Annotated in this window: 20 protein-coding genes and 1 tRNA gene; 11 read left to right on the top strand and 10 right to left on the bottom strand. The window is 60.0% G+C overall.

The window, feature by feature from the left end; all coding sequences use genetic code 11:
• Positions 1-10: 10 nt before the first annotated feature.
• From V8J84_RS07830 to V8J84_RS07810, 5 genes are all read left to right on the top strand, one after another.
• Positions 11-1036, top strand: coding sequence for a ligase-associated DNA damage response exonuclease (locus V8J84_RS07830; RefSeq protein ID WP_339929785.1), 1026 nt, complete (start codon positions 11-13; stop codon positions 1034-1036).
• Complete coding sequence (gene lepB, locus V8J84_RS07825) at positions 1033-1662, top strand: signal peptidase I (RefSeq protein ID WP_339929783.1); 630 nt, start codon at positions 1033-1035, stop codon at positions 1660-1662. The genes V8J84_RS07830 and lepB overlap by 4 nt, the downstream gene beginning before the upstream one ends.
• Positions 1659-3248 carry an ATP-dependent DNA ligase gene (locus V8J84_RS07820; RefSeq protein WP_339929781.1) on the top strand — a complete coding sequence of 530 codons (1590 nt, stop codon included), beginning with the start codon at positions 1659-1661 and terminating at the stop codon, positions 3246-3248. The genes lepB and V8J84_RS07820 overlap by 4 nt, the downstream gene beginning before the upstream one ends.
• Positions 3241-4116 (top strand): amidohydrolase family protein, encoded by an 876-nt coding sequence (locus V8J84_RS07815; protein ID WP_339929779.1) that lies wholly within the window; start codon positions 3241-3243, stop codon positions 4114-4116. The genes V8J84_RS07820 and V8J84_RS07815 overlap by 8 nt, the downstream gene beginning before the upstream one ends.
• 74 nt (positions 4117-4190) lie before the next feature.
• Positions 4191-6008: a M3 family oligoendopeptidase gene (locus tag V8J84_RS07810; protein ID WP_339929777.1), complete on the top strand. Its 1818-nt coding sequence runs from the start codon at positions 4191-4193 to the stop codon at positions 6006-6008.
• 4 nt (positions 6009-6012) lie between these two features.
• On the opposite strand, the gene V8J84_RS07805 is transcribed toward V8J84_RS07810, so the two are convergent.
• The 8 genes from V8J84_RS07805 to V8J84_RS07770 form a co-directional block, all read right to left on the bottom strand.
• Positions 6013-6282 (bottom strand): DksA/TraR family C4-type zinc finger protein, encoded by a 270-nt coding sequence (locus V8J84_RS07805; protein ID WP_339929775.1) that lies wholly within the window; start codon positions 6280-6282, stop codon positions 6013-6015.
• Positions 6282-6551: a DUF4389 domain-containing protein gene (locus V8J84_RS07800; protein ID WP_339929773.1), complete on the bottom strand. Its 270-nt coding sequence runs from the start codon at positions 6549-6551 to the stop codon at positions 6282-6284. The genes V8J84_RS07805 and V8J84_RS07800 overlap by 1 nt, the downstream gene beginning before the upstream one ends.
• A gap of 12 nt (positions 6552-6563) precedes the next feature.
• The gene (locus V8J84_RS07795; RefSeq protein WP_339929771.1) at positions 6564-7535 is read right to left on the bottom strand and encodes a Gfo/Idh/MocA family protein; all 972 of its coding nucleotides are present in this window, start codon (positions 7533-7535) and stop codon (positions 6564-6566) included.
• Between the two features lie 134 nt (positions 7536-7669).
• Complete coding sequence (gene rpoH, locus V8J84_RS07790; RefSeq protein ID WP_339929769.1) at positions 7670-8566, bottom strand: RNA polymerase sigma factor RpoH; 897 nt, start codon at positions 8564-8566, stop codon at positions 7670-7672.
• Positions 8567-8744: 178 nt separating this feature from the next.
• On the bottom strand, positions 8745-9773 hold the full coding sequence (locus V8J84_RS07785) for an RluA family pseudouridine synthase (RefSeq protein WP_339929767.1): 1029 nt from the start codon (positions 9771-9773) through the stop codon (positions 8745-8747).
• 107 nt (positions 9774-9880) lie between these two features.
• Positions 9881-10915, bottom strand: coding sequence for an ABC transporter substrate-binding protein (locus tag V8J84_RS07780; RefSeq protein ID WP_339929765.1), 1035 nt, complete (start codon positions 10913-10915; stop codon positions 9881-9883).
• Positions 10885-12225: a sensor histidine kinase gene (locus V8J84_RS07775; RefSeq protein ID WP_339929763.1), complete on the bottom strand. Its 1341-nt coding sequence runs from the start codon at positions 12223-12225 to the stop codon at positions 10885-10887. The genes V8J84_RS07780 and V8J84_RS07775 overlap by 31 nt, the downstream gene beginning before the upstream one ends.
• 41 nt (positions 12226-12266) lie before the next feature.
• A complete protein-coding gene (locus V8J84_RS07770; RefSeq protein WP_339929761.1) occupies positions 12267-12932 on the bottom strand; it encodes a response regulator transcription factor in 666 nt (221 codons plus the stop codon).
• A gap of 152 nt (positions 12933-13084) precedes the next feature.
• On the opposite strand from V8J84_RS07770, the gene V8J84_RS07765 reads away from it, so the two are divergent.
• Genes V8J84_RS07765 through V8J84_RS07745 form a run of 5 tightly spaced genes read left to right on the top strand, consistent with a single transcriptional unit; the run spans position 13085 to position 17626 of the window.
• The gene (locus tag V8J84_RS07765; RefSeq protein WP_339929759.1) at positions 13085-14047 is read left to right on the top strand and encodes a Bug family tripartite tricarboxylate transporter substrate binding protein; all 963 of its coding nucleotides are present in this window, start codon (positions 13085-13087) and stop codon (positions 14045-14047) included.
• 1 nt (position 14048) lies between these two features.
• Positions 14049-14498 carry a tripartite tricarboxylate transporter TctB family protein gene (locus tag V8J84_RS07760; RefSeq protein ID WP_339929757.1) on the top strand — a complete coding sequence of 150 codons (450 nt, stop codon included), beginning with the start codon at positions 14049-14051 and terminating at the stop codon, positions 14496-14498.
• Positions 14498-16003, top strand: coding sequence for a tripartite tricarboxylate transporter permease (locus V8J84_RS07755; protein ID WP_339929755.1), 1506 nt, complete (start codon positions 14498-14500; stop codon positions 16001-16003). Before V8J84_RS07760 ends, V8J84_RS07755 begins: the two co-directional genes overlap by 1 nt.
• Complete coding sequence (locus V8J84_RS07750; RefSeq protein ID WP_339929753.1) at positions 15996-17327, top strand: acyclic terpene utilization AtuA family protein; 1332 nt, start codon at positions 15996-15998, stop codon at positions 17325-17327. Before V8J84_RS07755 ends, V8J84_RS07750 begins: the two co-directional genes overlap by 8 nt.
• Positions 17324-17626, top strand: coding sequence for a DUF4387 family protein (locus V8J84_RS07745; RefSeq protein ID WP_339929751.1), 303 nt, complete (start codon positions 17324-17326; stop codon positions 17624-17626). The genes V8J84_RS07750 and V8J84_RS07745 overlap by 4 nt, the downstream gene beginning before the upstream one ends.
• Positions 17627-17783: 157 nt before the next feature.
• Here V8J84_RS07745 and V8J84_RS07740 read toward each other — a convergent pair.
• Positions 17784-17860 (bottom strand) — tRNA-His (locus V8J84_RS07740).
• 104 nt (positions 17861-17964) lie between these two features.
• On the opposite strand from V8J84_RS07740, the gene V8J84_RS07735 reads away from it, so the two are divergent.
• Positions 17965-18156, top strand: coding sequence for a DUF6324 family protein (locus V8J84_RS07735; protein WP_339929749.1), 192 nt, complete (start codon positions 17965-17967; stop codon positions 18154-18156).
• Here V8J84_RS07735 and trpS read toward each other — a convergent pair.
• A complete protein-coding gene (trpS, locus tag V8J84_RS07730) occupies positions 18153-19169 on the bottom strand; it encodes a tryptophan--tRNA ligase (RefSeq protein ID WP_339929747.1) in 1017 nt (338 codons plus the stop codon). The genes V8J84_RS07735 and trpS overlap by 4 nt on opposite strands.
• Positions 19170-19246: the final 77 nt, after the last annotated feature.

The raw sequence follows: 19246 nt of genomic DNA, 5'->3' as shown, positions 1-19246 counted from the left end.
CCTTGGGTGTATGGCTGACGTACTGACCTTCACCGACCGCGGTATTTATTGCCCCGCTGGCGATTTCTACATCGACCCGTGGCGCCCGGTGGACCGCGCGCTGATTACCCACGGACATGCGGACCATTCGCGCTGGGGGATGAAACGCTATCTGGCAACGCCCGCGGCCAAGCCAGTCATGCAACACCGCCTTGGCGATGAGGCCGTGATCGAAACCATCCCCTATGGCGAGGTGCGCCAGATCGGCGGCGCAAAAGTATCGTATCACCCCGCAGGCCACGTCATCGGATCGGCCCAGATTCGCGTGGAAGTCGGCGGAGAGGTCTGGGTCGTTTCCGGCGACTACAAAACGGTAGACGACGGCATCTCGGAGCCGTTTGAACCTGTGAAATGCCACGCCTTCATCACCGAATGCACCTTTGGCATGCCGGTCTTTTCGTGGACCCCGCAAGATATCCTGTCCGAGCAGATCAACAGCTGGTGGGCGGCATGTGCGGCTGCCGGACGCCCCGCCGTGCTGGGATGTTACGCACTGGGCAAGGCGCAGCGCCTTCTGACCACAGTGGACCCGTCCATTGGGCCGATCCTGACCCATGCCGCGATTGAAAACACCAATGCGGTGCTGCGCGATCAAGGGATCACCCTGCCCGATACAATCCGCACCACCGCCGAGACGACTTACAAAGACCACCCAGGCGCGCTGATCCTTGCCACACCGGGTGCGATGGGCGGGCCGTGGATGCGGCGGTTTCCAAACGCATCTTCTGCCTTTGCATCAGGCTGGATGGCCGTGCGCGGCACCCGCCGCCGTCGTGCGGCCGATCGCGGGTTCGTGGTATCCGATCACGCCGATTGGGACGGGCTGAATGCGGCGATCAAGGAAACCGGCGCCACCAAAGTATTCGCCACGCATGGCTATACATCCACATTCCAGCGGTGGCTGTCCGAACAGGGCTATGACGCGCATATCGTCAGCACCGAATATAGCGGCGATGCCGAGGACGAAGATATCGTCGAAAAGGAAGCCGCATCATGATCCGCACCCTCGCTGCCTTGGCGCTTCTGTCCGGCCCTGCCGCCGCGCAATCGGTCTGTGTCTGTCTGGAATGTATCACCGGCCCGTTTGACCGCTACGCGCCTGTGTCAGGCTCCATGAAGCCGACTTTGGAACCGGGCCAATGCATCATCGTGCGCACTGATTTTGATAATGTTGCCGCGGGCGATGTTGTGACCCATTTGGCATTCGACCAAACCTATCTAAGCCGCGTTGTCGGCCTTGCCGGACAGTCCGTGCAGATGTCAGGTGGGGCGCTGATTATCGACGGTGCGCCTGTGCCGCGCGTGCCGCAACCCGACTATCGGCAAGTGATGCAGCGCGAGGCGGGTAGCGTGCCCCGTTGCCCCGTGCCCACTCCGATGACAGATCATTGCCTGATCCTGCGCCACACCGAAACGCTGGGCGGTGTGAGCTACGACACGCTCGACCTTGGTGCATCGCGTGGCGATGATACTGGCATATTCATCGTGCCTGCGGGCTATGTGTTCGTGTTGGGCGACAACCGTGACAATGCAGTGGACAGCCGCATGGCCCCCGCACAAGGCGGCTTCGGCTTTGTCGCCCTCACTGATGTAACCGGCGTGCTGCACGAGATACGCGAATGAAGGATTTCGCAGCCCTTTTCACCCGCATTGATGAGACCACGCGCACAAGCGTCAAAACCGCGGCTTTGGCCGACTACTTCCGCGCTGCACCTGACGACGACAAGCTTTGGACGATTGCTCTGTTCTCGGGCCGCAGACCAAAACGCACAATCACCGCCACACGCCTGCGCGAGTGGGCAGCGGAACTGGCAGGCTTACCTGACTGGCTGTTTGAGGACAGCTATCACATCGTCGGTGATCTGGCTGAAACCATCTCGTTGGTGTTGCCCCCGCCAAAGGCGCACGAAGATCGCAGCCTTACGCACTGGATCACCACGATCAAACACCTGTCCACGCTTGAGGACGACGACCGCAAGGCTGGTATTCTGGCCGCATGGGATAGCCTGCCCAACACGGAGCGGTTCTTGTTCACCAAGCTGCTGACAGGTGGATTTCGCGTTGGCGTCAGCACCAAGCTGATGACCCGCGCCTTGGCACAGGCCACCGATCAGGACGAAGCCATTCTGACCCACAAGTTGATGGGCAACTGGACGCCAGAAACCGTCACATGGGAAAGCCTGATCGAAGCGGATGATCCCACCGCCGACCTGTCACGCCCCTACCCGTTCTATCTCGCCTACGGGCTTGATACGCTTGACGATTTGGGCGACCCCGCCGACTGGAATGCAGAGCGGAAATGGGACGGCATTCGCGGACAGTTCATTCTGCGGGGCGGTGAACATCACCTTTGGTCACGCGGCGAAGACCTGATGACCGACCGCTTTCCCGAACTGGCGCAGCTGCGCGACTACCTGCCCGACGGCACCGTGATCGACGGAGAGGTGCTGGCCTTTGCCGACGAAACCCCCTTGTCATTCAACGCCCTGCAAAAACGGATCGGACGCAAGACCGTGCCAAAAAAGCTGCTGGCCGAAGCGCCGGTGATCCTGATGGCCTACGACCTTTTGGAACACGGCGGGCAGGACATTCGTGACAATACGTTTCTGACCCGGAGGGCGCACCTTGAACAACTCGTTCAGGCCGCACCCGCGGATGCGCCGATCCGCCTGTCAGCCTCGGTCGATTTTGACGGGTGGGATACGCTTGCCAAGGAACGCGACAGATCACGCGAGTTGAATGCAGAAGGGCTGATGCTCAAGAACAAGCACAGCCCCTATCTGGCGGGCCGCAAACGCGGTGACTGGTGGAAATGGAAGGTTGATCCGCTGACGATTGATGCGGTGATGATCTATGCGCAATCCGGCTCTGGCCGCCGCGCCAACCTGTTCACCGACTACACGTTTGCAGTCTGGAATGGCAACGAACTCACACCTTTTACCAAGGCCTATTCAGGCCTGACCGATGCCGAATTTCGCCAGATCACCAACTGGGTGCGCCGCAACACGCTGCAAAAGTTCGGACCTGTCCGGCAGGTTCCGGCAGAGCACGTGTTCGAGATCGCGTTCGAAGGCATTCAGGCCAGCCCACGCCACAAATCGGGCGTAGCCTTGCGTTTTCCCCGTATGCTACGTTGGCGTAAGGACAAACCTGTGTCCGAGGCGAACACGCTGGACGACCTAAAGGAAATGCTTGAAATATATGGCTAAACCCACCAGCCCACTGCCACCACAACCGATTGACGCTGCCCACAAAGCGCCAGAGAACGCCTGCGATACGCATGTGCATCTGTTGGGTGGCCCCGACGAATTTCCGCTGTTCGATGGCCGCACAGAAGACCCCGCGCAAAGCTATGCCGCTTATCTGGCAGACTACAAAGCGCAGCTTGCGGCTCTTGGCATCACACGCGGTGTTGTCGTGCAGTCGATTTTTTACGGGCTTGATAACACGGTAACGGTGCAGGCCGTGCGCGACCTGGGCCATGGTTTCAAGGGCATCGGTCTATTGCCGGACGGCGCCGATGCCGCAGCACTTGACCAATTTGTAGAGTGGAACCTGAAAGGCGTGCGACTGAACTACGTGCATGGCGGCGTGCTGACGTGGGATGGGGCAAAGGCGATGGCCCCGATGCTGGCCGACCGCGACATGCACATCCAGATGCTGATGCACGCAGACCAGCACATGGAAGGCCTTGCCGATGACGTGCGCGCCCTGCCCGTGCCTGTGGTCTTTGACCATATCGGTTGGCCGGACCTGTCCTTGGGTCCGGACCACCCCGGATTTCAGGCGCTGTGCCGCGCGCTTGCGGATGGCGATGCCTACGTCAAACTGTCCGGCCTCTACCGGCTTTGCGATGCGCCATACACGCAGGCCGATGCGCATGTAGCCGCACTTGTCGCGGCCAACCCGGAACGGTGTTTATGGGGCTCTGACTGGCCGCATATCATGCTGAATGGCGCGCAAATGCCGCAGACCACTGATCTGTGGCAGACATTCCTGCGGGCTGTGCCTGACGCGGCGACACGAAATACAATTCTGGTCGATAATCCGGCGCGACTTTACGGGTTTTCCACTTAATTCTTGCCATTGTCCTTTCATCACTGGGGCCGAGGGCCTATCTCACAAACAGATGATAAGAAAAGGTAAAGCGCATGAAATTTGTCAGCCCTGTCTATGATGCCAACGTCAGCGGCGGGTCCGCATTCGGCGATCTGCCCGAGTGGGATCTTACCGATCTGTACCCCGGTGAGGATAGCGACGCGTTGAAGCGCGACATGGCGTGGCTTGATCAGGCCTGCGCCGATTTTGCCAATGATTACGACGGCAAGCTGGCCGACCTTGATGCTGCCGGCCTGTTGAAAGCAGTGCAGCGCTACGAAGAGATTGATATGATCGCGGGCCGCATCATGTCCTACGCGGGTCTGCGGTATTACCAGATCACCACGGATGCCGACCGCGCCAAATTCATGGCCGATGCGCAGGACAAAATCACAAGTTTCACAACCCCGCTGGTGTTTTACGGGCTGGAGTTCAACCGTTTGGATGACGCGCATCTAGACGGTCTGCTGGCACAAAACAGCGATCTGGCCCGCTACAAACCCGTTTTTGACCGCATGCGGGCGATGAAGCCTTACCAACTGTCCGACGAGCTTGAGAAGTTTCTGCACGACCAGTCCACCGTAGGTGCCGCCGCGTGGAACCGCCTGTTTGATGAAACCATGGCGGGCCTTGAGTTTGACGTGGACGGTGAAACGCTCAATCTGGAAGCGACGCTGAACCTCCTCACCGACCAAAACCGCGGCAAACGCGAGGCGGCCAGTCATTCCCTTGCCGCTGTGTTCGCGGAAAACATCAAGATTTTCGCACGTGTCCACAATACGCTGGCTAAAGAAAAAGAGATCGAGGATCGTTGGCGCAAGATGCCAACGCCCCAAACAGGCCGCCATCTGTCCAACCACGTCGAGGCCGAAGTGGTCGAGGCGCTGCGCGATGCGGTTGTCGCCGCCTATCCCCGTCTCAGCCACCGGTATTACAAGCTGAAAGCCAAATGGCTGGGGCTGGACCGCATGCAAACGTGGGACCGCAACGCGCCTTTGCCGATGGAAAGTGACCGGTTGGTCAACTGGGACGAGGCGCGCGACACGGTGATGACCGCCTACGGTGATTTCGACCCCAAGATGGCCGATCTGGCAGAGCCGTTTTTTACTAAAGGCTGGATCGATGCCCCCGTCAAACCGGGCAAGGCCCCTGGCGCTTTTGCCCACCCCACAGTCACCAATGTGCACCCCTACGTGATGCTGAACTATCTCGGCAAACCGCGTGATGTGATGACGCTGGCGCACGAGTTGGGCCACGGCGTGCATCAGGTGCTGGCGGCGGAACAAGGTGAATTGCTGTCCTCGACCCCGCTGACACTGGCGGAAACCGCTTCCGTGTTTGGCGAGATGCTGACCTTCCGCAAGCTGCTCGAAGGCGCCAAGGACAAGCAAGAGCGCAAGGTTCTGCTGGCGGGCAAGGTTGAGGATATGATCAACACGGTCGTGCGCCAGATCGCGTTCTACGACTTTGAATGCAAGCTGCACGCCGCACGTGCGCAGGGTGAACTGACCCCTGATGACATCAACGCGCTGTGGATGTCGGTGCAGGCCGAAAGCCTTGGGGACGTGTTCGATTTCCACGAAGGTTACGAGACGTTCTGGGCCTACATCCCGCACTTCGTTCATTCGCCGTTCTACGTCTACGCCTATGCATTCGGCGACGGTTTGGTAAACGCGCTTTATGCGGTCTACGAAGAAGGCGATCCCGACTTCAAAGACAAATACTTTGATATGCTCAAGGCGGGCGGGTCCAAGCACCACAAAGAATTGCTGGCCCCGTTTGGCCTTGATGCCTCTGATCCCAAATTCTGGGACAAGGGCCTGTCGATGATCGAAGGGTTCATCGACGAACTGGAAGCGATGGAAGACTAGCCGCTTATTTCAGCTGACTATCCTTTGATCCGCGGCGGTTGATCCCGCCGCGGGCCTTGAATGCCCCGTCGCGTTCGTTCTGGCAGTTGATGCAGAGTTTGACGCCGGGCAACGCCTCGCGCCGCGCCTCCGGGATCGGCTCTTCGCATTCGGCACAGTGCGTCAGGCTTTCGCCTTGCGGCCCCTTGCGCGCCTTCAGCCGTGCAAGTTCGTCATTAATTGATGCCTCAATCTGTTCGGACACTGCCCCGTCCTTGGCCCAACCCCCTGCCATCAATCAAGCTCCGTCCACGGCCACGGCTTCACCTCGCTACCAGCGGTCAGATAACGGACAGCCTTGGCCATCCAGACCCCCATCGTGGTGCCGAATTCCTGCAACTGTTCGTTCGGTTCGCGCTTGTTGACCAGCATGATGATGAACTGCGCGATGGTGATGACCCACAAAAGCGACTGCGCGAAGCTCAGCAATACCGCAATGATGATCATCCACAGCAACCGCTGCCACATCGGTTCAAAATCGCCGTTATCAGCATTCTGCGTCATTGCACCGCTCCTTTATGGCTTTGGACCGGCTGCGAAAACCATGTCCATCATCTCTTGTGTGCCACGCGAAAACGTCAAAGGGCAAGCGTAAGGCGTGCCATTGCGGGCCGCATCGCCGAACGCCTCGACCTGCAAGACATAGTGATTGGCAGCGGGCCAGCGTTCTGTCGACACGCGTCCAGCCTCTGTCTCAAGGCGCAGTTGTGCCATGTCATGCAGGTTTGCATTAAACGGGCATGTCAGCGTGAGCACGCCTTTGTCGCCGTGAAAGGTAATCTGCTGGCGCGGAAACATGCGCATCGACACGGTCGCAGCATAGCTGATGTCACCCAGTTTCGCCGCCACCTGCGCAAAGACATCCACGCCGTTTTCATAGCGGATATCGGCAAAATCGACGCGCGTGCAGTCTTGGCCCGTCACGAAACGCGCGGCACCAAAAGTATACACGCCGATGTCCGGCAGCCCGCCGCCACCGGTGTCAGGCTTGTTGCGGATATTCTCGGCCTCGCCTGCGTTATTATAGCTAAAGGTCGCGTCCACATGCATGACCTTCCCAATCGCACCACTTTGCACAAGATCGCGGGCGCGGGTGAATTGCGGGTGATGGACAATCATAAACGCCTCGGCGGCCAGCTTGCCAGATGCGGCCTGTGCAGCCTCCAACTTGTCAAATTGACCAGCCTCCAGCGCAATCGGCTTTTCGCAAAGGACGTGCTTGCCCGCCTCAAGCGCCTTGATAGTCCACTCGACATGCAGATGGTTCGGCAGCGGTATGTAGACGGCATCAATCGCAGGGTCGGCCAGAAGCGCATCGTAGCTGTCCATGATGCGCAGATCGGGCGCAAAGGCCTGAAACGCAGCACCTTTATCAGGAGAGGACGTGGCCAAAGCAGCAAGCCGTGCGCCGCGTGCGGCATGGATCGCGGGGGCCATATGATCCCGCGCAAAGGCCGCAGCCCCCAAAACACCCCAGTTCATTGTCATACCGTCCCCCGTATTTGTCGCACCACCCTAGCGCCATCCCCGCCTCCGAGAAAAGCCGGACCCGCCTTTAAGGCAAAAGAAATCCCCGCCGGAGGCTCCGACGGGGATTAAATGTTCAGCTGCTGGATCGCGGCTTATGCCGGTTCAAGCATGCCCTTTTCTTTGGCAAGATCATGCATACGCTTTTGCAGCTTTTCAAACGCGCGCACCTCGATCTGGCGAATACGCTCGCGGGACACATCGTACTGCCCGCTCAGGTCTTCCAGCGTCACGGTTTCTTCGGCCAGACGGCGCTGGACAAGAATGTCCTTTTCGCGGTCGTTCAGCACGTCCATCGCTTCGGCCAGCAATGCGCGGCGCTGCTCCATCTCGTCGGTTTCTTCATAGTCACCGGCGGTATCGGCGCTTTCGTCCTCAAGCCAGTCCTGCCATTGCATCGTGCCTTCGCCTTCGGACCCGACAGTCGCGTTCAGCGACGCATCGCCGCCCGACAGACGCCGGTTCATCGATGTCACTTCGGCTTCGGTCACGCCAAGGTCATTGGCGATACGGGCCACGTTTTCGGGGCGCAGATCGCCTTCTTCCAACGCACCGATACGGTTTTTGGCTTTGCGCAGGTTAAAGAACAGTTTTTTCTGCGCGGACGTGGTGCCCAGCTTCACAAGGCTCCAGGACCGCAGGATGTATTCCTGAATAGACGCACGGATCCACCACATTGCATAGGTCGCAAGGCGGAAGCCCTTTTCAGGGTCAAAGCGTTTGACCGCCTGCATCAGGCCCACATTGGCCTCGGAAATCACTTCGGCCTGTGGCAGGCCGTAGCCGCGATAACCCATTGCGATCTTGGCCGCCAAACGCAGGTGCGACGTGACCATCTGGTGGGCCGCGTCAGTATCTTCGTGATCGACCCAGCGCTTGGCCAGCATGTATTCCTGCTCAGGCTCCAGCATTGGAAACTTGCGGATTTCCTGCATGTAGCGGTTCAGGCCTTGTTCCGGCGATGGTGCCGGCAGATTGGCATAATTGCTCATTTTATTCGTCTCCCCACCCGGTGCATCAGAGTGATGTTTACGGGCTTAACATGGATATGGGTAGCAAAGTGACGGCTTTCAAGGTCCGCCTACTGCGATTTCGTAACTGTTATATGAAGAACGGCGTGCCAAAGTGAAGGTTCCGCACTGCGCGCTCACGCACACGGGATCGTTTATTTCACGCAGATGTGCGCAAAGCGCTAGCCAATTCAGTCATATCGGCAGGCATTTCAGCTGCAAATTCAAGGCTTTCCCCCGTCACCGGATGCCGAAACCCCAATGTCGCCGCGTGCAAGGCCTGACGCGCAAAGCCATGGGCGGCTGTAACACCATCTTCGCCAACGGCCTTGGACGACAGCTTGCGCCGCCCGCCATAAACCGGATCACCGATGAGCGCGTGACCACAATGGGCGAGATGCACGCGGATTTGATGTGTCCGGCCAGTTTCCAGCCAACATTCGATCAGGGCGGCAGCAGCAGGCTGGCCCAGTTCTTCGATCACCCGCGCGCGGGTCACGGCGTGTCTGCCTTGGTCAAACGACACCGCCTGCTTTTGACGGTCGGTTTTGTGGCGGCCCAGAAACGTCTGGACCTTCAGGATATTGCCCGGCTCAAAAGACGTCCCCTTGATCCCACGCAAACGCGGATCATTCGATGACGGCACGCCGTAACACACCGCCAGATAACGCCGCGCAACGGTATGATCGGCGAACTGCTTGGCCAGACCATTATGCGCCTGATCGCTTTTGGCGGCGACCAGCAGTCCGGTTGTTTCCTTGTCGATCCGGTGCACAATACCGGGGCGTTTCATGCCGCCCACGCCTGATAGACCGTCACCACAGTGATGGATGAGCGCGTTGACCAATGTGCCGCTAGGCGTGCCGGGGGCCGGATGAACTACCATGCCCGCCGGTTTGTTTATCACGATCAGATCGTCGTCTTCATAGACCACGGTCAGGGGGATCTCCTCGCCCGTGATATGGCTTTCTTGCGCCACCGCGACCGTGATGCTGATCTGCGCGCCCGCAGCGACGCGAAACCGCGGATCGGTGACGCTGACACCATCGACCTGCACCGCACCGTCCGCGATCAGCTTGGCCAGCCGCGAGCGGGACAGCGCGGCATCTTGCGGCACATCGCGGGCCAGCGCCTTATCCAGTCGGGGTGGCGGGGCATCGGCGATCTCAAAGGTGACGGTTGTTTGCATGCCCCGTCCCTAGCGCCAACGCCGCCGCATCGCCAGCCCTGTGCGCGGGGTGAACCCAAATATCCGCGCAAAATATTGGTCGCATTGTCAGCTTGCCCATGCCGTCATCACGGCTGCACCACTGCCGCTGTCCATTCCTCAAGAAAGCGCTGCCGCATCAACGGATCGACAAACACCAAAAGCCCGGGATCAAGCCTGATCGGGCGCAGATGCGGCCCTGCGGCCAACGCCGCCTCGTTAATACGCGGCAAACCCGTTTCATCCTCGATCAGCCGCTGTCCTTCTTCCGATAGCAGAAAATCAAGGAATGCCTGCCCCAATGCGGGCGCTGCTGCGTCGCGGGGGATCAGCGCGGTGCGCAAAAGAACATGGGTAAAGTCTTGCGGGGCCACGATCACACCGTCCCCGCCAACGGGCAGACGCGCAGCGGCGTAACTGCCCAGCACATTCAGCGCAACGTCCAGCCGACCGCCCTGCACACCTGCAATCATGTCACCGCTGGCAGTAAAAAGCTGCGGATCCAGACCGCCCATCACTTCCGCCAGACGCCAGCTTGTGTCGGACTGGCGGGCGTCTTGCGTTGCAAAGAGGTATCCCGCGCCGGATTGCTGCGGATCATAGGTGCCGACGCGCCCCGCAAAACGGTCAGGGTGATCGCGCAGCGTGCGGATCAGGTCGGCGCGGGTGCGTGGTAGCGGCAAACCGTCAAATCCTGCGCGCGACAGCACCATGACCACAGGTTCTTGCGCAAATGCAAACAACTGGTCACGCCATTTCGCCCATGACGGCAGGCCGGTGGTCGCGGCACTGCTGTAGCCTTGGGCGAAACCGTCATTGGCCAGCTTCAGTTGTAAATCCATCGCTGACGAGATCACCAGATCAAACGCCGCCTGATCCTGAACAGCGGAAAACACGTCCTGACTATTGGCCACCACATAGCGCACGGTCACATCGGGCCGATCCTTCTGAAAGGCTATGATCACGGGGGCAAAGGCCTGGGTATCGGTTGTCGATAGCACACTGATTTGCGCCGACCCCGTGCCAGCAAATGTCGTGTCCTCCTCGATTTCAAAGGCAGCAGCGGCCCCCGCCAGCGCGAGCCAAGCCACGCCTATCCAAGCGGTAAGATCAAAATGGCGCATGTGCCGCCCCCTTCCCTATTGCGGATCGTAAAGCTGCCGCCAACCGCGCGGGCCACGTCACGCACGATTGTCAGACCAAGCCCTGACCCGATCACATCTTCCACATTCGCACCGCGCTGGAACCGTCCCGCAAGCCGCTGGCCGCTGTCGTCACCCAGCCCGCGCCCGCGATCCTTGACCGTGATGATGGCCTGACCCGCCTCAGCCTTGAGCGCGATGGCGATTGATCCGTCCTCAAAACTGTATTTGATCGCGTTATCGATCAGATTGCGCAGCGCACTTTCCAGCAGCAGACGATCAAAGCGTAACGCGATGGTGTCATGCGGCACATCCACCTTGATCGTGATATCGCGCATGTCGGCCGTCGTGTGAAACGCCGCCGCGACATCGGTGATCAGCGGGCCAAGCGCCAGAACCTCGTCACTGCGCTGGTCGGTCCGGTAAACCACGGTGGCGTGGTCCAGCAGTTGTCCGGCAGACCGTGCGCTATCATCAACCGCACGGATCACACGGCCCAGTGTGGCACGGGTCGCATCGTCATCGGTTTGGCGCAAAGCAATTTCGGCCTGCGCCCGCACCGTCGCCAGCGGCGTGCGCACGTGATGGGCCGCTTCGGTGATAAAAGTCTCCGTGCGCGACAAAGCCCCGCGCAAGCGCGCGATAAACCCGTTTAACGCTCCCGTCAGTGGCGTCAGCTCCAGCGGCACAGACCGTTCAAACGGGCGCAAATCTTGCGGGCCGCGACGCCCCATCGCCTCTGCCAGCCCCTGCAACGGTTGCAGAACAGATCGCGCGGTCAAAAGCGAAAGCACAGCCGCAATTGCAAAGAACCCAAGCCCAAGGGCCGCCGCCCGGTTGGCCATCTGGCGGCTGATGGCGTCTTGTGTGGTGCGGGTCTGGGCCACAAGCACCTGCACAATCACCTGACTACCATCAACAAGCACGGTGCGCGTCACAGCACCGACGCGCACCTGCGCATCCTGATAGGCGGTGGAATAGAAATACGGCGTCAGACCGCTTGGCGCTTGGTCAGGGACCGGTAGATCATCGTATCCGGTGACGGTCTGCTCCCCGATCAAGATGCGGTAAAAGACCCGATCCTCACCCGTGGCCCCCAACATAGAGAACGCCGCATAGGGAATATCCACGCTCAGCCCGTCATCACCGCCACGCAGTTCTTCGGCAATGGCGACGGTCGCAGCCCCCAGAATACTGTCTTGCGTTGTTTCAACGGCGGCATCAGCCACGGTGCGCACGGATAGGTAAAGCAGTCCCGACAGAACAGCCGCAACCACCAACAGGGTCAGCACCAACCGCTGGCGAATCGATCCCGCAGGGCGCATCGCACTGATCACGGCGCTGTCAGCCGATAGCCCACGCCGCGCACGGTTTCGATGCGCGCCTGCGATCCTTCCAGCTTTTTGCGCAAGCGGCCCACGTAAACTTCGATGGCATTGTCACTGACAGCCTCTGCCGCTGAAAAAAGCCTGTCGCACAGCTGGCCTTTGGAAAAAATCCGGTCCGGCGCGGCCACCAGAATTTCAAACAGGCGCAGTTCGCGGTTACGCAACTCGCGCGCCTCACCTCCAACCGTGACCGAGGCTGCGAGCGGATCAAACGTCAGATCGGCATAGGCCACATCCGTTTGCGCCGCACCACCGCGCCTGCGCAAAACTGCACGAACACGCGCCTCTAACTCAGCGAAATCAAAAGGTTTTGTCACATAATCATCGGCACCGGTATCAAGCAATGCCACGCGGTCAGACACGGCAGAGCGGGCCGTCATCACAATAACCGGCGTGTCGCGTTTGGCGCGTCTGTGGGCCGCCAGAAAGTCGCGCCCGTCCCCGTCGGGCAACATGATGTCGAGCAAGATCAAATCATAGGTCGCGGTGGCCAAATGGTCTTCGGCCTCTTCCAGCGACCGCGCCCAATCCACGCCATGCCCGTCAAGCGACAGCCGCGTCTGTACCGCCCCACCCAAATCATGATTGTCCTCGACCAGCAAAAACCGCACTGCGCGTGTCCTTTGAAAAAAGTTGCCCCTCACAAGTGGCTGTCAGGTTGCTGTCAGGTTGGAACCAAATGTTAATCGCATGCAAGGGGGGAGCATCGCAGCGGAGGAGCTGTGCCTTCCTGACATATGTGAATTTTGGGAGGAACCATCACATGAAAAAGACGCTTATGGGCGCGATTGCCGCCAGCGCACTTTTTGCCTTTTCGGGCACCACAGCCTACGCGACCGAATGTATCGCACCCGCCAACCCCGGTGGTGGCTGGGACTTCACCTGCCGCCAGATCGGCAAAATCCTGTATGATATCGGCGAAGTTGACGCGCCTGTGCAGATCACAAACATGGCCGGTGCCGGTGGCGGTCTTGCGTTCTCTACCGTGGTCAACGAACGCTCTGACGATAACGACCTGATCGTTGCTGCATCGTCCGCGACAACCACACGTCTGGCCCAGAACGCCTACGGTGGTGCAACCGCCGATCAGGTCCGCTTTGTGGGTGCCATCGGTGCCGATCCGGGCGTGATCGTTGTGGCTGCTGACAGCCCTTACCTCACGCTGAACGATCTGGTTGACGCGATCAAAGAAGATCCCGCGTCGGTTGCTTTCGCTGGCGGTTCCGCCGTGGGCGGATTTGACCACCTCAAGCCGCTGATGGTGCTGCGCGAGGCTGGCTTTGAAGACATCACAGCCGTGAAATACATCGGTGTTGACGGTGGCGCCGACGCGATCACGCAGACCGTTGGTGGCTTTACCCAAGCCATGACCGGCGACATGTCAGAGGTCGTGGGCTTCCTTGACGCAGGCGAGATTCGCGTGCTGGCAACGCTGACCGAAGACCGCGTACCGGGCTTTGACATCCCCACCGCCCGCGAGCAGGGTCTTGATGTCGTCGCCGTAAACTGGCGTGGTCTTTATGTCCCAAAGGACATCTCTGACGAGGACTTTGAAGCATGGGGCGCCAAACTTCAGGCTGTCGCAGACAGCGCTGAGTGGCAGCAAGCCATGCAGGACAACGGCCTTGCACCCTTCACCAAAGTCGGTGGCGATTTCCAAAGCTGGATCGACGGTGTTGTCGCCCAGACTGAAGAACTGTCCCGCGAAATCGGTGTGATCCAGTAAAATGGGCCGTTTGTCAGACCGCATCTTTGGTCTGGCCATGATCCTTGTGGCGCTCGTGTATATCGCGAGCGCCACGCAGGTTCAGGTCAGCTTTTTGTCCGATCCCGTAGGCTCCAAGGCCTTTCCGATTGGCGTGGCATCCGTCGCGATCATCTGCTGCGTGGTGATGATCCTGCGCCCTGATGAAGAACCCGACTGGCCCGAACTTTGGACCGTCTTTTCCATCGGCATTTCGATTGTGCTGCTGGTTGGCTACTCCTACGCGCTCAAGCCGCTTGGCTTTCTGATCCCCACGGCGATCGTCGCGGGTGCGTTGTCCTACCAGATCACACCAAGCGTCAAAGGCGCCGCCCTCGCTGGCATCGGCCTGTCCGCTGGTCTGTTCATCCTGTTCAAATTCATCCTCGATCTGGGCCTTCAGGGCTTTCCAAAAACATGGGGCCTCGTCTGATGGATATCCTCGCCAACCTCTCCATGGGCTTCGGCATCGCGCTGTCGCCCTACACCCTCATGCTGGCCGTGATCGGTTGTTTCATCGGCACCATCGTCGGTGCCCTGCCCGGTCTCGGCCCGTCAAACGGCGTGGCGATCATGATCCCGCTGACGTTCTCGATGGGCCTCGACGCCGTCTCCGCCCTCGTCCTGCTCACCGCGATCTACTACGGCGCAATGTATGGCGGTCGCATCTCGTCGATCCTACTCAACATCCCCGGCGACGAGCCCGCCCTGATGACCACGCTCGACGGCTACCCGATGGCCAAAGCGGGCCGCGCGGGCGACGCGCTTGTCATTTCCGGTTTCGCGTCCTTCATCGGTGCGTTCCTCGCCACCATCGGCCTGATGCTGCTGGCCCCGCTGCTATCCCGCGTCGCTTATCAATTCGGCCCCGCCGAATACTTCGCTCTCTACCTGCTCGCCTTCTCGACCCTCGGCGGCATCTCGTCCAATAACCAAGCCAAAGCCGCTCTCGCCTCCTGCATCGGCCTGATGATTGCGATGATCGGCCTTGATCCCAACTCCGGCCTGCCACGCATGACGGGCGGCAACCTGCACCTCTACGACGGCATCGACTTCCTCGTCGCCATTGTAGGCCTGTTCGCGGTCTCGGAAATCTTCTTCTTCATCGAAAGCCACGGCAAAACCTCCGCCGTCGGCATCAAGATCGATAAGGTGCGCGTGCCGTGGAAAGAACTGTGGTCCACCCGTTGGACCATGCTCCGCTCCTCCGGTCTGGGCTTTTTCGCAGGCGTCCTGCCCGGTGCAGGCGCATCGCTTGGCAGCTTCATGACCTACATGATGGAGAAATCCATCGCCGGTGAAAAAGGCGGGTTCGGCACAGGCGTCGCCAAAGGTGTCGCGGCCCCCGAGGCTGGCAATAACGCCGCCGCCGGTGGCGCGCTGGTGCCCATGCTGACCCTCGGCGTCCCCGGTTCCGGCACGACCGCCGTGCTGCTGGCCGTGCTTGTCACGCTCAACATCACCCCTGGCCCTACACTGTTCACCGAACGCCCCGAAGTCGTCTGGGGCCTCATCGCGTCCCTGCTGATCGCGAACTTTGTCCTGCTGGCGATGAACGTGCCAATGGTCAAAATCTTCGTAAAAATCCTCAGCGTCCCACCGGCCCTCCTGTTGCCCGGCGTCACGATGGTCAGCTTCGTGGGCATCTACTCTCTCACAGGCAGCTATTTCGACCTCCTGCTCGTCGTGGCCTTCGGTGTGCTGGGATACGTCCTGCGCAAGCTCGACATCCCCACGGTGCCGGTCATCCTCGGCATCCTGCTCGGTCACCAGATGGAGAAACAACTGCGCGACGCAATGGTCCTGTCGGACGGCGAATGGCAGTATCTCTTCTCGTCGGGCATCTCGACCGGCCTCATCATCGCCTCCGTCATCGGTTTCGTCGCACCCATTTTCCTGCGCCACATCCTCACAAAACCGCAGCGCGTCAGTGACTAAGGTCCTGATCCCCTCCGGCGCACTGGGCCTTGGCTACGATGCCACGGCACTTGCACGCGGCGTCGCCCTGAAGCCAGACCTCATCGCGGTCGACGGCGGCTCCACGGACTCCGGCCCCTCATACCTCGGTCGCGGCGTCTCCAAATACGCCCGCGCCAGCACCAAGGCAGAATGGGCGGGCCTCATACACGCCCGCGCCACCGCGGGCTGCCCGCTCGTGATCGGCACCGCAGGCACATGCGGCACCGACAGCACCGTGGACTGGCTCGTCGACATCACCCGCGAAATTCTGAGCGAGGCTGGCCTGACCGCCAAGATCGCCACGCTGAAATCCGAACAAGACCCAGCAGATATCGCGCAAACCGACCTCACTCCCCTCTCCGGCGCACCCGAAATCGACGCAAACACCATTACCGACTGCACTCATATCGTAGCCCTTGCAGGCGCTGAACAAATCGCCGCCGCCATCAATACAGGCTCCGATATCATCATCGCGGGCCGCACCACCGACACCGCGATCATCGCCGCCTTGCCTATCATGCATGGCCACGACGCTGGCCCCGCGTGGCATGGAGCCAAGATCGGCGAATGTGGCGCGCTCTGCGCCACCAACCCGCAATCCGGCGTCATCATGGTGGACTTCGATGGCGACGGTTTTATCGTCACACCACTCGCTGACGGGGCACATGCCACGCCGCACACCGTCTCGGCACACATGCTCTATGAAAACTCCGACCCGTTCATCCTCTATGAACCGGGCGGCCACCTCGACGTCACAAACGCAACCTACACCGCGCTCGACGATACCTCCGTGCGCGTCACCGGCTCCAAATGGGTCCCCTCCGACACCTACACCGTCAAACTAGAAGGCGCGCGCATCGCGGGTCATCAAGCGATGGTCATGGCCACAATCCGCGACGCGCATTATGTGGCAAATGTGCAGGCATGGTGCGACGATATTACGGTCAAACACCGCGCAAAAGTCACCGACCGCCTCGGCAATACCGACTTCACCCTCGACCTGCGCATCATCGGCCAGAACGCCACGCTTGGCCCGCTCGAAAACCGCACGACCGACCTCACCGAGGTCGGCGTCATGGGAATCGTAACCGCCCCCACACCAGAGGCCGCCCACGACATCGCCCGCCTGCTTAACCCCTACTTACTGCACCACCCGCTCACGCAGGAAGAAGAACAACCAACCTTCGCCTTCCCCTTCTCACCCGCAGAAGTGCCCCTTGGCCCGCTTTACAGCTTTGCGCTCCACCACACGATGACTCTCACCGACCCGATGGACGCCTTCCGCCTCGAGGTGTTGTCATGACGACCGTCGCCGACATCGCCACCAAAGTGCGCTCGAAAAACGCGGGCCCCTTCTGGCTGACCATCGACATCTTCTGCGGTAGCCCAGCCGCCCTCGCCCAAATCACCCAAGGCCTATCCACCGCTCGCGTGGCGGCATTGTTCAATGCCGATCCGGATACACTGAAACGTTTCGACATTGCGGACCTGAACGTCGTGAAATTCAGCCTCCCCCGCCCGCAAATCCAAGGCAGCCTCCGCGACCGCGATATGCACGGCGCAGGCTGGGCGCCGTTAATCGCAGAGATGCAGCTGGACTAACACACAACCTTCTGCATCATTTTGCCAAAAATACTCAAAACGGGGGCGCGCAGCGCGCCCCCCTCGCGACCGCGCAAGCGGGCGCAACACCAAAAAATTCAGTGCACGCTTGGTGCACGTCCGGTGCACGCAAATCACACACATCAAAATGGGGGGATGGTACCGCCTCCCCGGCTTGAACGGGGGACCCCTGGTTCCACAAACCAGTGCTCTAACCAACTGAGCTAAGGCGGCAACACGGGTGATTTAGCGCGGGGTCAGAATGATTGCAAGACCCGATACTTGCCAAATATCCCCACGCCGCGTTAGGACAGGACAACACAAGAAAGGACCTGACGATGGGCATCAACGACGAACGCGATGTAGAAGCAAACATGCAGATCGGCCCGACAGATCAGGGCATGGTCCGGCTTTTTATCGAGGCAGGCAGCGTCGAAATTCCGATGGACTTCGACCCTGACGAAGCCATGGAAATCGCCGACGAAATCAAGGCAGCCGCAATGGCCGCCCGTGCCGTCAAACCCCGCTAGCGGCCGCGCAAAAGCCCAACGATATCATAGGTCTGCGCCAGAATTGGCGCGGCCAGCGCACGGGCCTTCTCAGACCCTTCTGCAAGCACGCGATCAATCTCGGCGGGGTCTGCCATCAGGCGGGCCATCTCGTCGCCCATCGGGGCCAGCTTTTCGACCGCCAGATCGGCCAGCGCGGGCTTGAACCGCCCCCACCCTGCGCCTGCGTATTCCGCAATCACAGCCTCTGGCGTTGAATCAGACAGTGACGCATAAATGTCGACCAGATTGCGGGCCTCCGCACGGTCTTTGAGCCCCTCAAGAGTCTCGGGCAGAGGCTCCGGATCTGTCTTGGCCTTCTTGAACTTTTTCGCGATCAGGTCGGCCCCGTCCGTCATATTGATGCGTTCCATGTCGCTTTCGCCGGACTTTGACATCTTCTTGGTCCCGTCGCGCAGGTTCATTACACGCGTCGCCGGTCCGTCGATCACAGGCTCGGTCCGGGGGAAGAAATCAACCTTGAAGTCATGGTTGAATTTGGCCGCAATATCGCGTGTCAATTCAACGTGTTGCTTCTGATCCTCGCCCACTGGCACATGCGTCGCGTGATACAGCAGAATGTCCGCCGCCATCAGCGCAGGATAGGCATAAAGCCCCAGCGACGCCTTCTCGGCGCTTGATCCCGCCTTGTCCTTGAACTGCGTCATGCGATTCATCCAGCCCACGCGGGCGACGCAATTGAAAATCCAGCCCAACTCGGCGTGGGCGCTGACCTGACTTTGGTTGAACAGGATCGACGTCGCCGGATCAAGACCCGCGGCCAGATACCCTGCGGCCACTTCACGCGTAGCATTGGCTAGCTCAGACGGGTCCTGCCAGACGGTGATGGCGTGCATATCGACCACGCAGTAAATCGTTTCCATCTGGCCCTGCATGCCGACAAACCGCTTAATGGCGCCAAGATAATTGCCCAGCGTCAGGCCGCCGGACGGTTTAATGCCGGAAAATACGCGTGGAGTAAAAGCTTGTGTCATGGGCCTGCGGTCCGCTCTGGTCATATGGATAAAGGTCGCATACCCATGCCTGACGCAACGCGCAAGTAGGCAGGACT

Origin of the sequence: Yoonia sp. 208BN28-4 (assembly GCF_037543925.1) — a bacterium.
Classification (GTDB): Bacteria; Pseudomonadota; Alphaproteobacteria; order Rhodobacterales; family Rhodobacteraceae; genus Yoonia.
This window is presented reverse-complemented; position numbering and strand designations above follow the sequence as displayed.

Excerpts from the sequence above, each read along its gene's own strand:
- V8J84_RS07810 (WP_339929777.1), top strand. The coding sequence starts at position 4,191 with ATGAAATTTGTCAGCCCTGTCTATGATGCCAACGTCAGCGGCGGGTCC.
- V8J84_RS07735 (WP_339929749.1), top strand. The coding sequence starts at position 17,965 with ATGGGCATCAACGACGAACGCGATGTAGAAGCAAACATGCAGATCGGC.
- V8J84_RS07800 (WP_339929773.1), bottom strand. The coding sequence starts at position 6,551 with ATGACGCAGAATGCTGATAACGGCGATTTTGAACCGATGTGGCAGCGG.
- V8J84_RS07830 (WP_339929785.1), top strand. The coding sequence starts at position 11 with ATGGCTGACGTACTGACCTTCACCGACCGCGGTATTTATTGCCCCGCT.
- V8J84_RS07780 (WP_339929765.1), bottom strand. The coding sequence starts at position 10,915 with ATGCGCCATTTTGATCTTACCGCTTGGATAGGCGTGGCTTGGCTCGCG.
- V8J84_RS07805 (WP_339929775.1), bottom strand. The coding sequence starts at position 6,282 with ATGGCAGGGGGTTGGGCCAAGGACGGGGCAGTGTCCGAACAGATTGAG.
- trpS (WP_339929747.1), bottom strand. The coding sequence starts at position 19,169 with ATGACACAAGCTTTTACTCCACGCGTATTTTCCGGCATTAAACCGTCC.
- V8J84_RS07785 (WP_339929767.1), bottom strand. The coding sequence starts at position 9,773 with ATGCAAACAACCGTCACCTTTGAGATCGCCGATGCCCCGCCACCCCGA.
- V8J84_RS07765 (WP_339929759.1), top strand. The coding sequence starts at position 13,085 with ATGAAAAAGACGCTTATGGGCGCGATTGCCGCCAGCGCACTTTTTGCC.
- lepB (WP_339929783.1), top strand. The coding sequence starts at position 1,033 with ATGATCCGCACCCTCGCTGCCTTGGCGCTTCTGTCCGGCCCTGCCGCC.
- V8J84_RS07760 (WP_339929757.1), top strand. The coding sequence starts at position 14,049 with ATGGGCCGTTTGTCAGACCGCATCTTTGGTCTGGCCATGATCCTTGTG.
- V8J84_RS07820 (WP_339929781.1), top strand. The coding sequence starts at position 1,659 with ATGAAGGATTTCGCAGCCCTTTTCACCCGCATTGATGAGACCACGCGC.
- V8J84_RS07815 (WP_339929779.1), top strand. The coding sequence starts at position 3,241 with ATGGCTAAACCCACCAGCCCACTGCCACCACAACCGATTGACGCTGCC.
- V8J84_RS07755 (WP_339929755.1), top strand. The coding sequence starts at position 14,498 with ATGGATATCCTCGCCAACCTCTCCATGGGCTTCGGCATCGCGCTGTCG.
- V8J84_RS07795 (WP_339929771.1), bottom strand. The coding sequence starts at position 7,535 with ATGACAATGAACTGGGGTGTTTTGGGGGCTGCGGCCTTTGCGCGGGAT.
- rpoH (WP_339929769.1), bottom strand. The coding sequence starts at position 8,566 with ATGAGCAATTATGCCAATCTGCCGGCACCATCGCCGGAACAAGGCCTG.
- V8J84_RS07745 (WP_339929751.1), top strand. The coding sequence starts at position 17,324 with ATGACGACCGTCGCCGACATCGCCACCAAAGTGCGCTCGAAAAACGCG.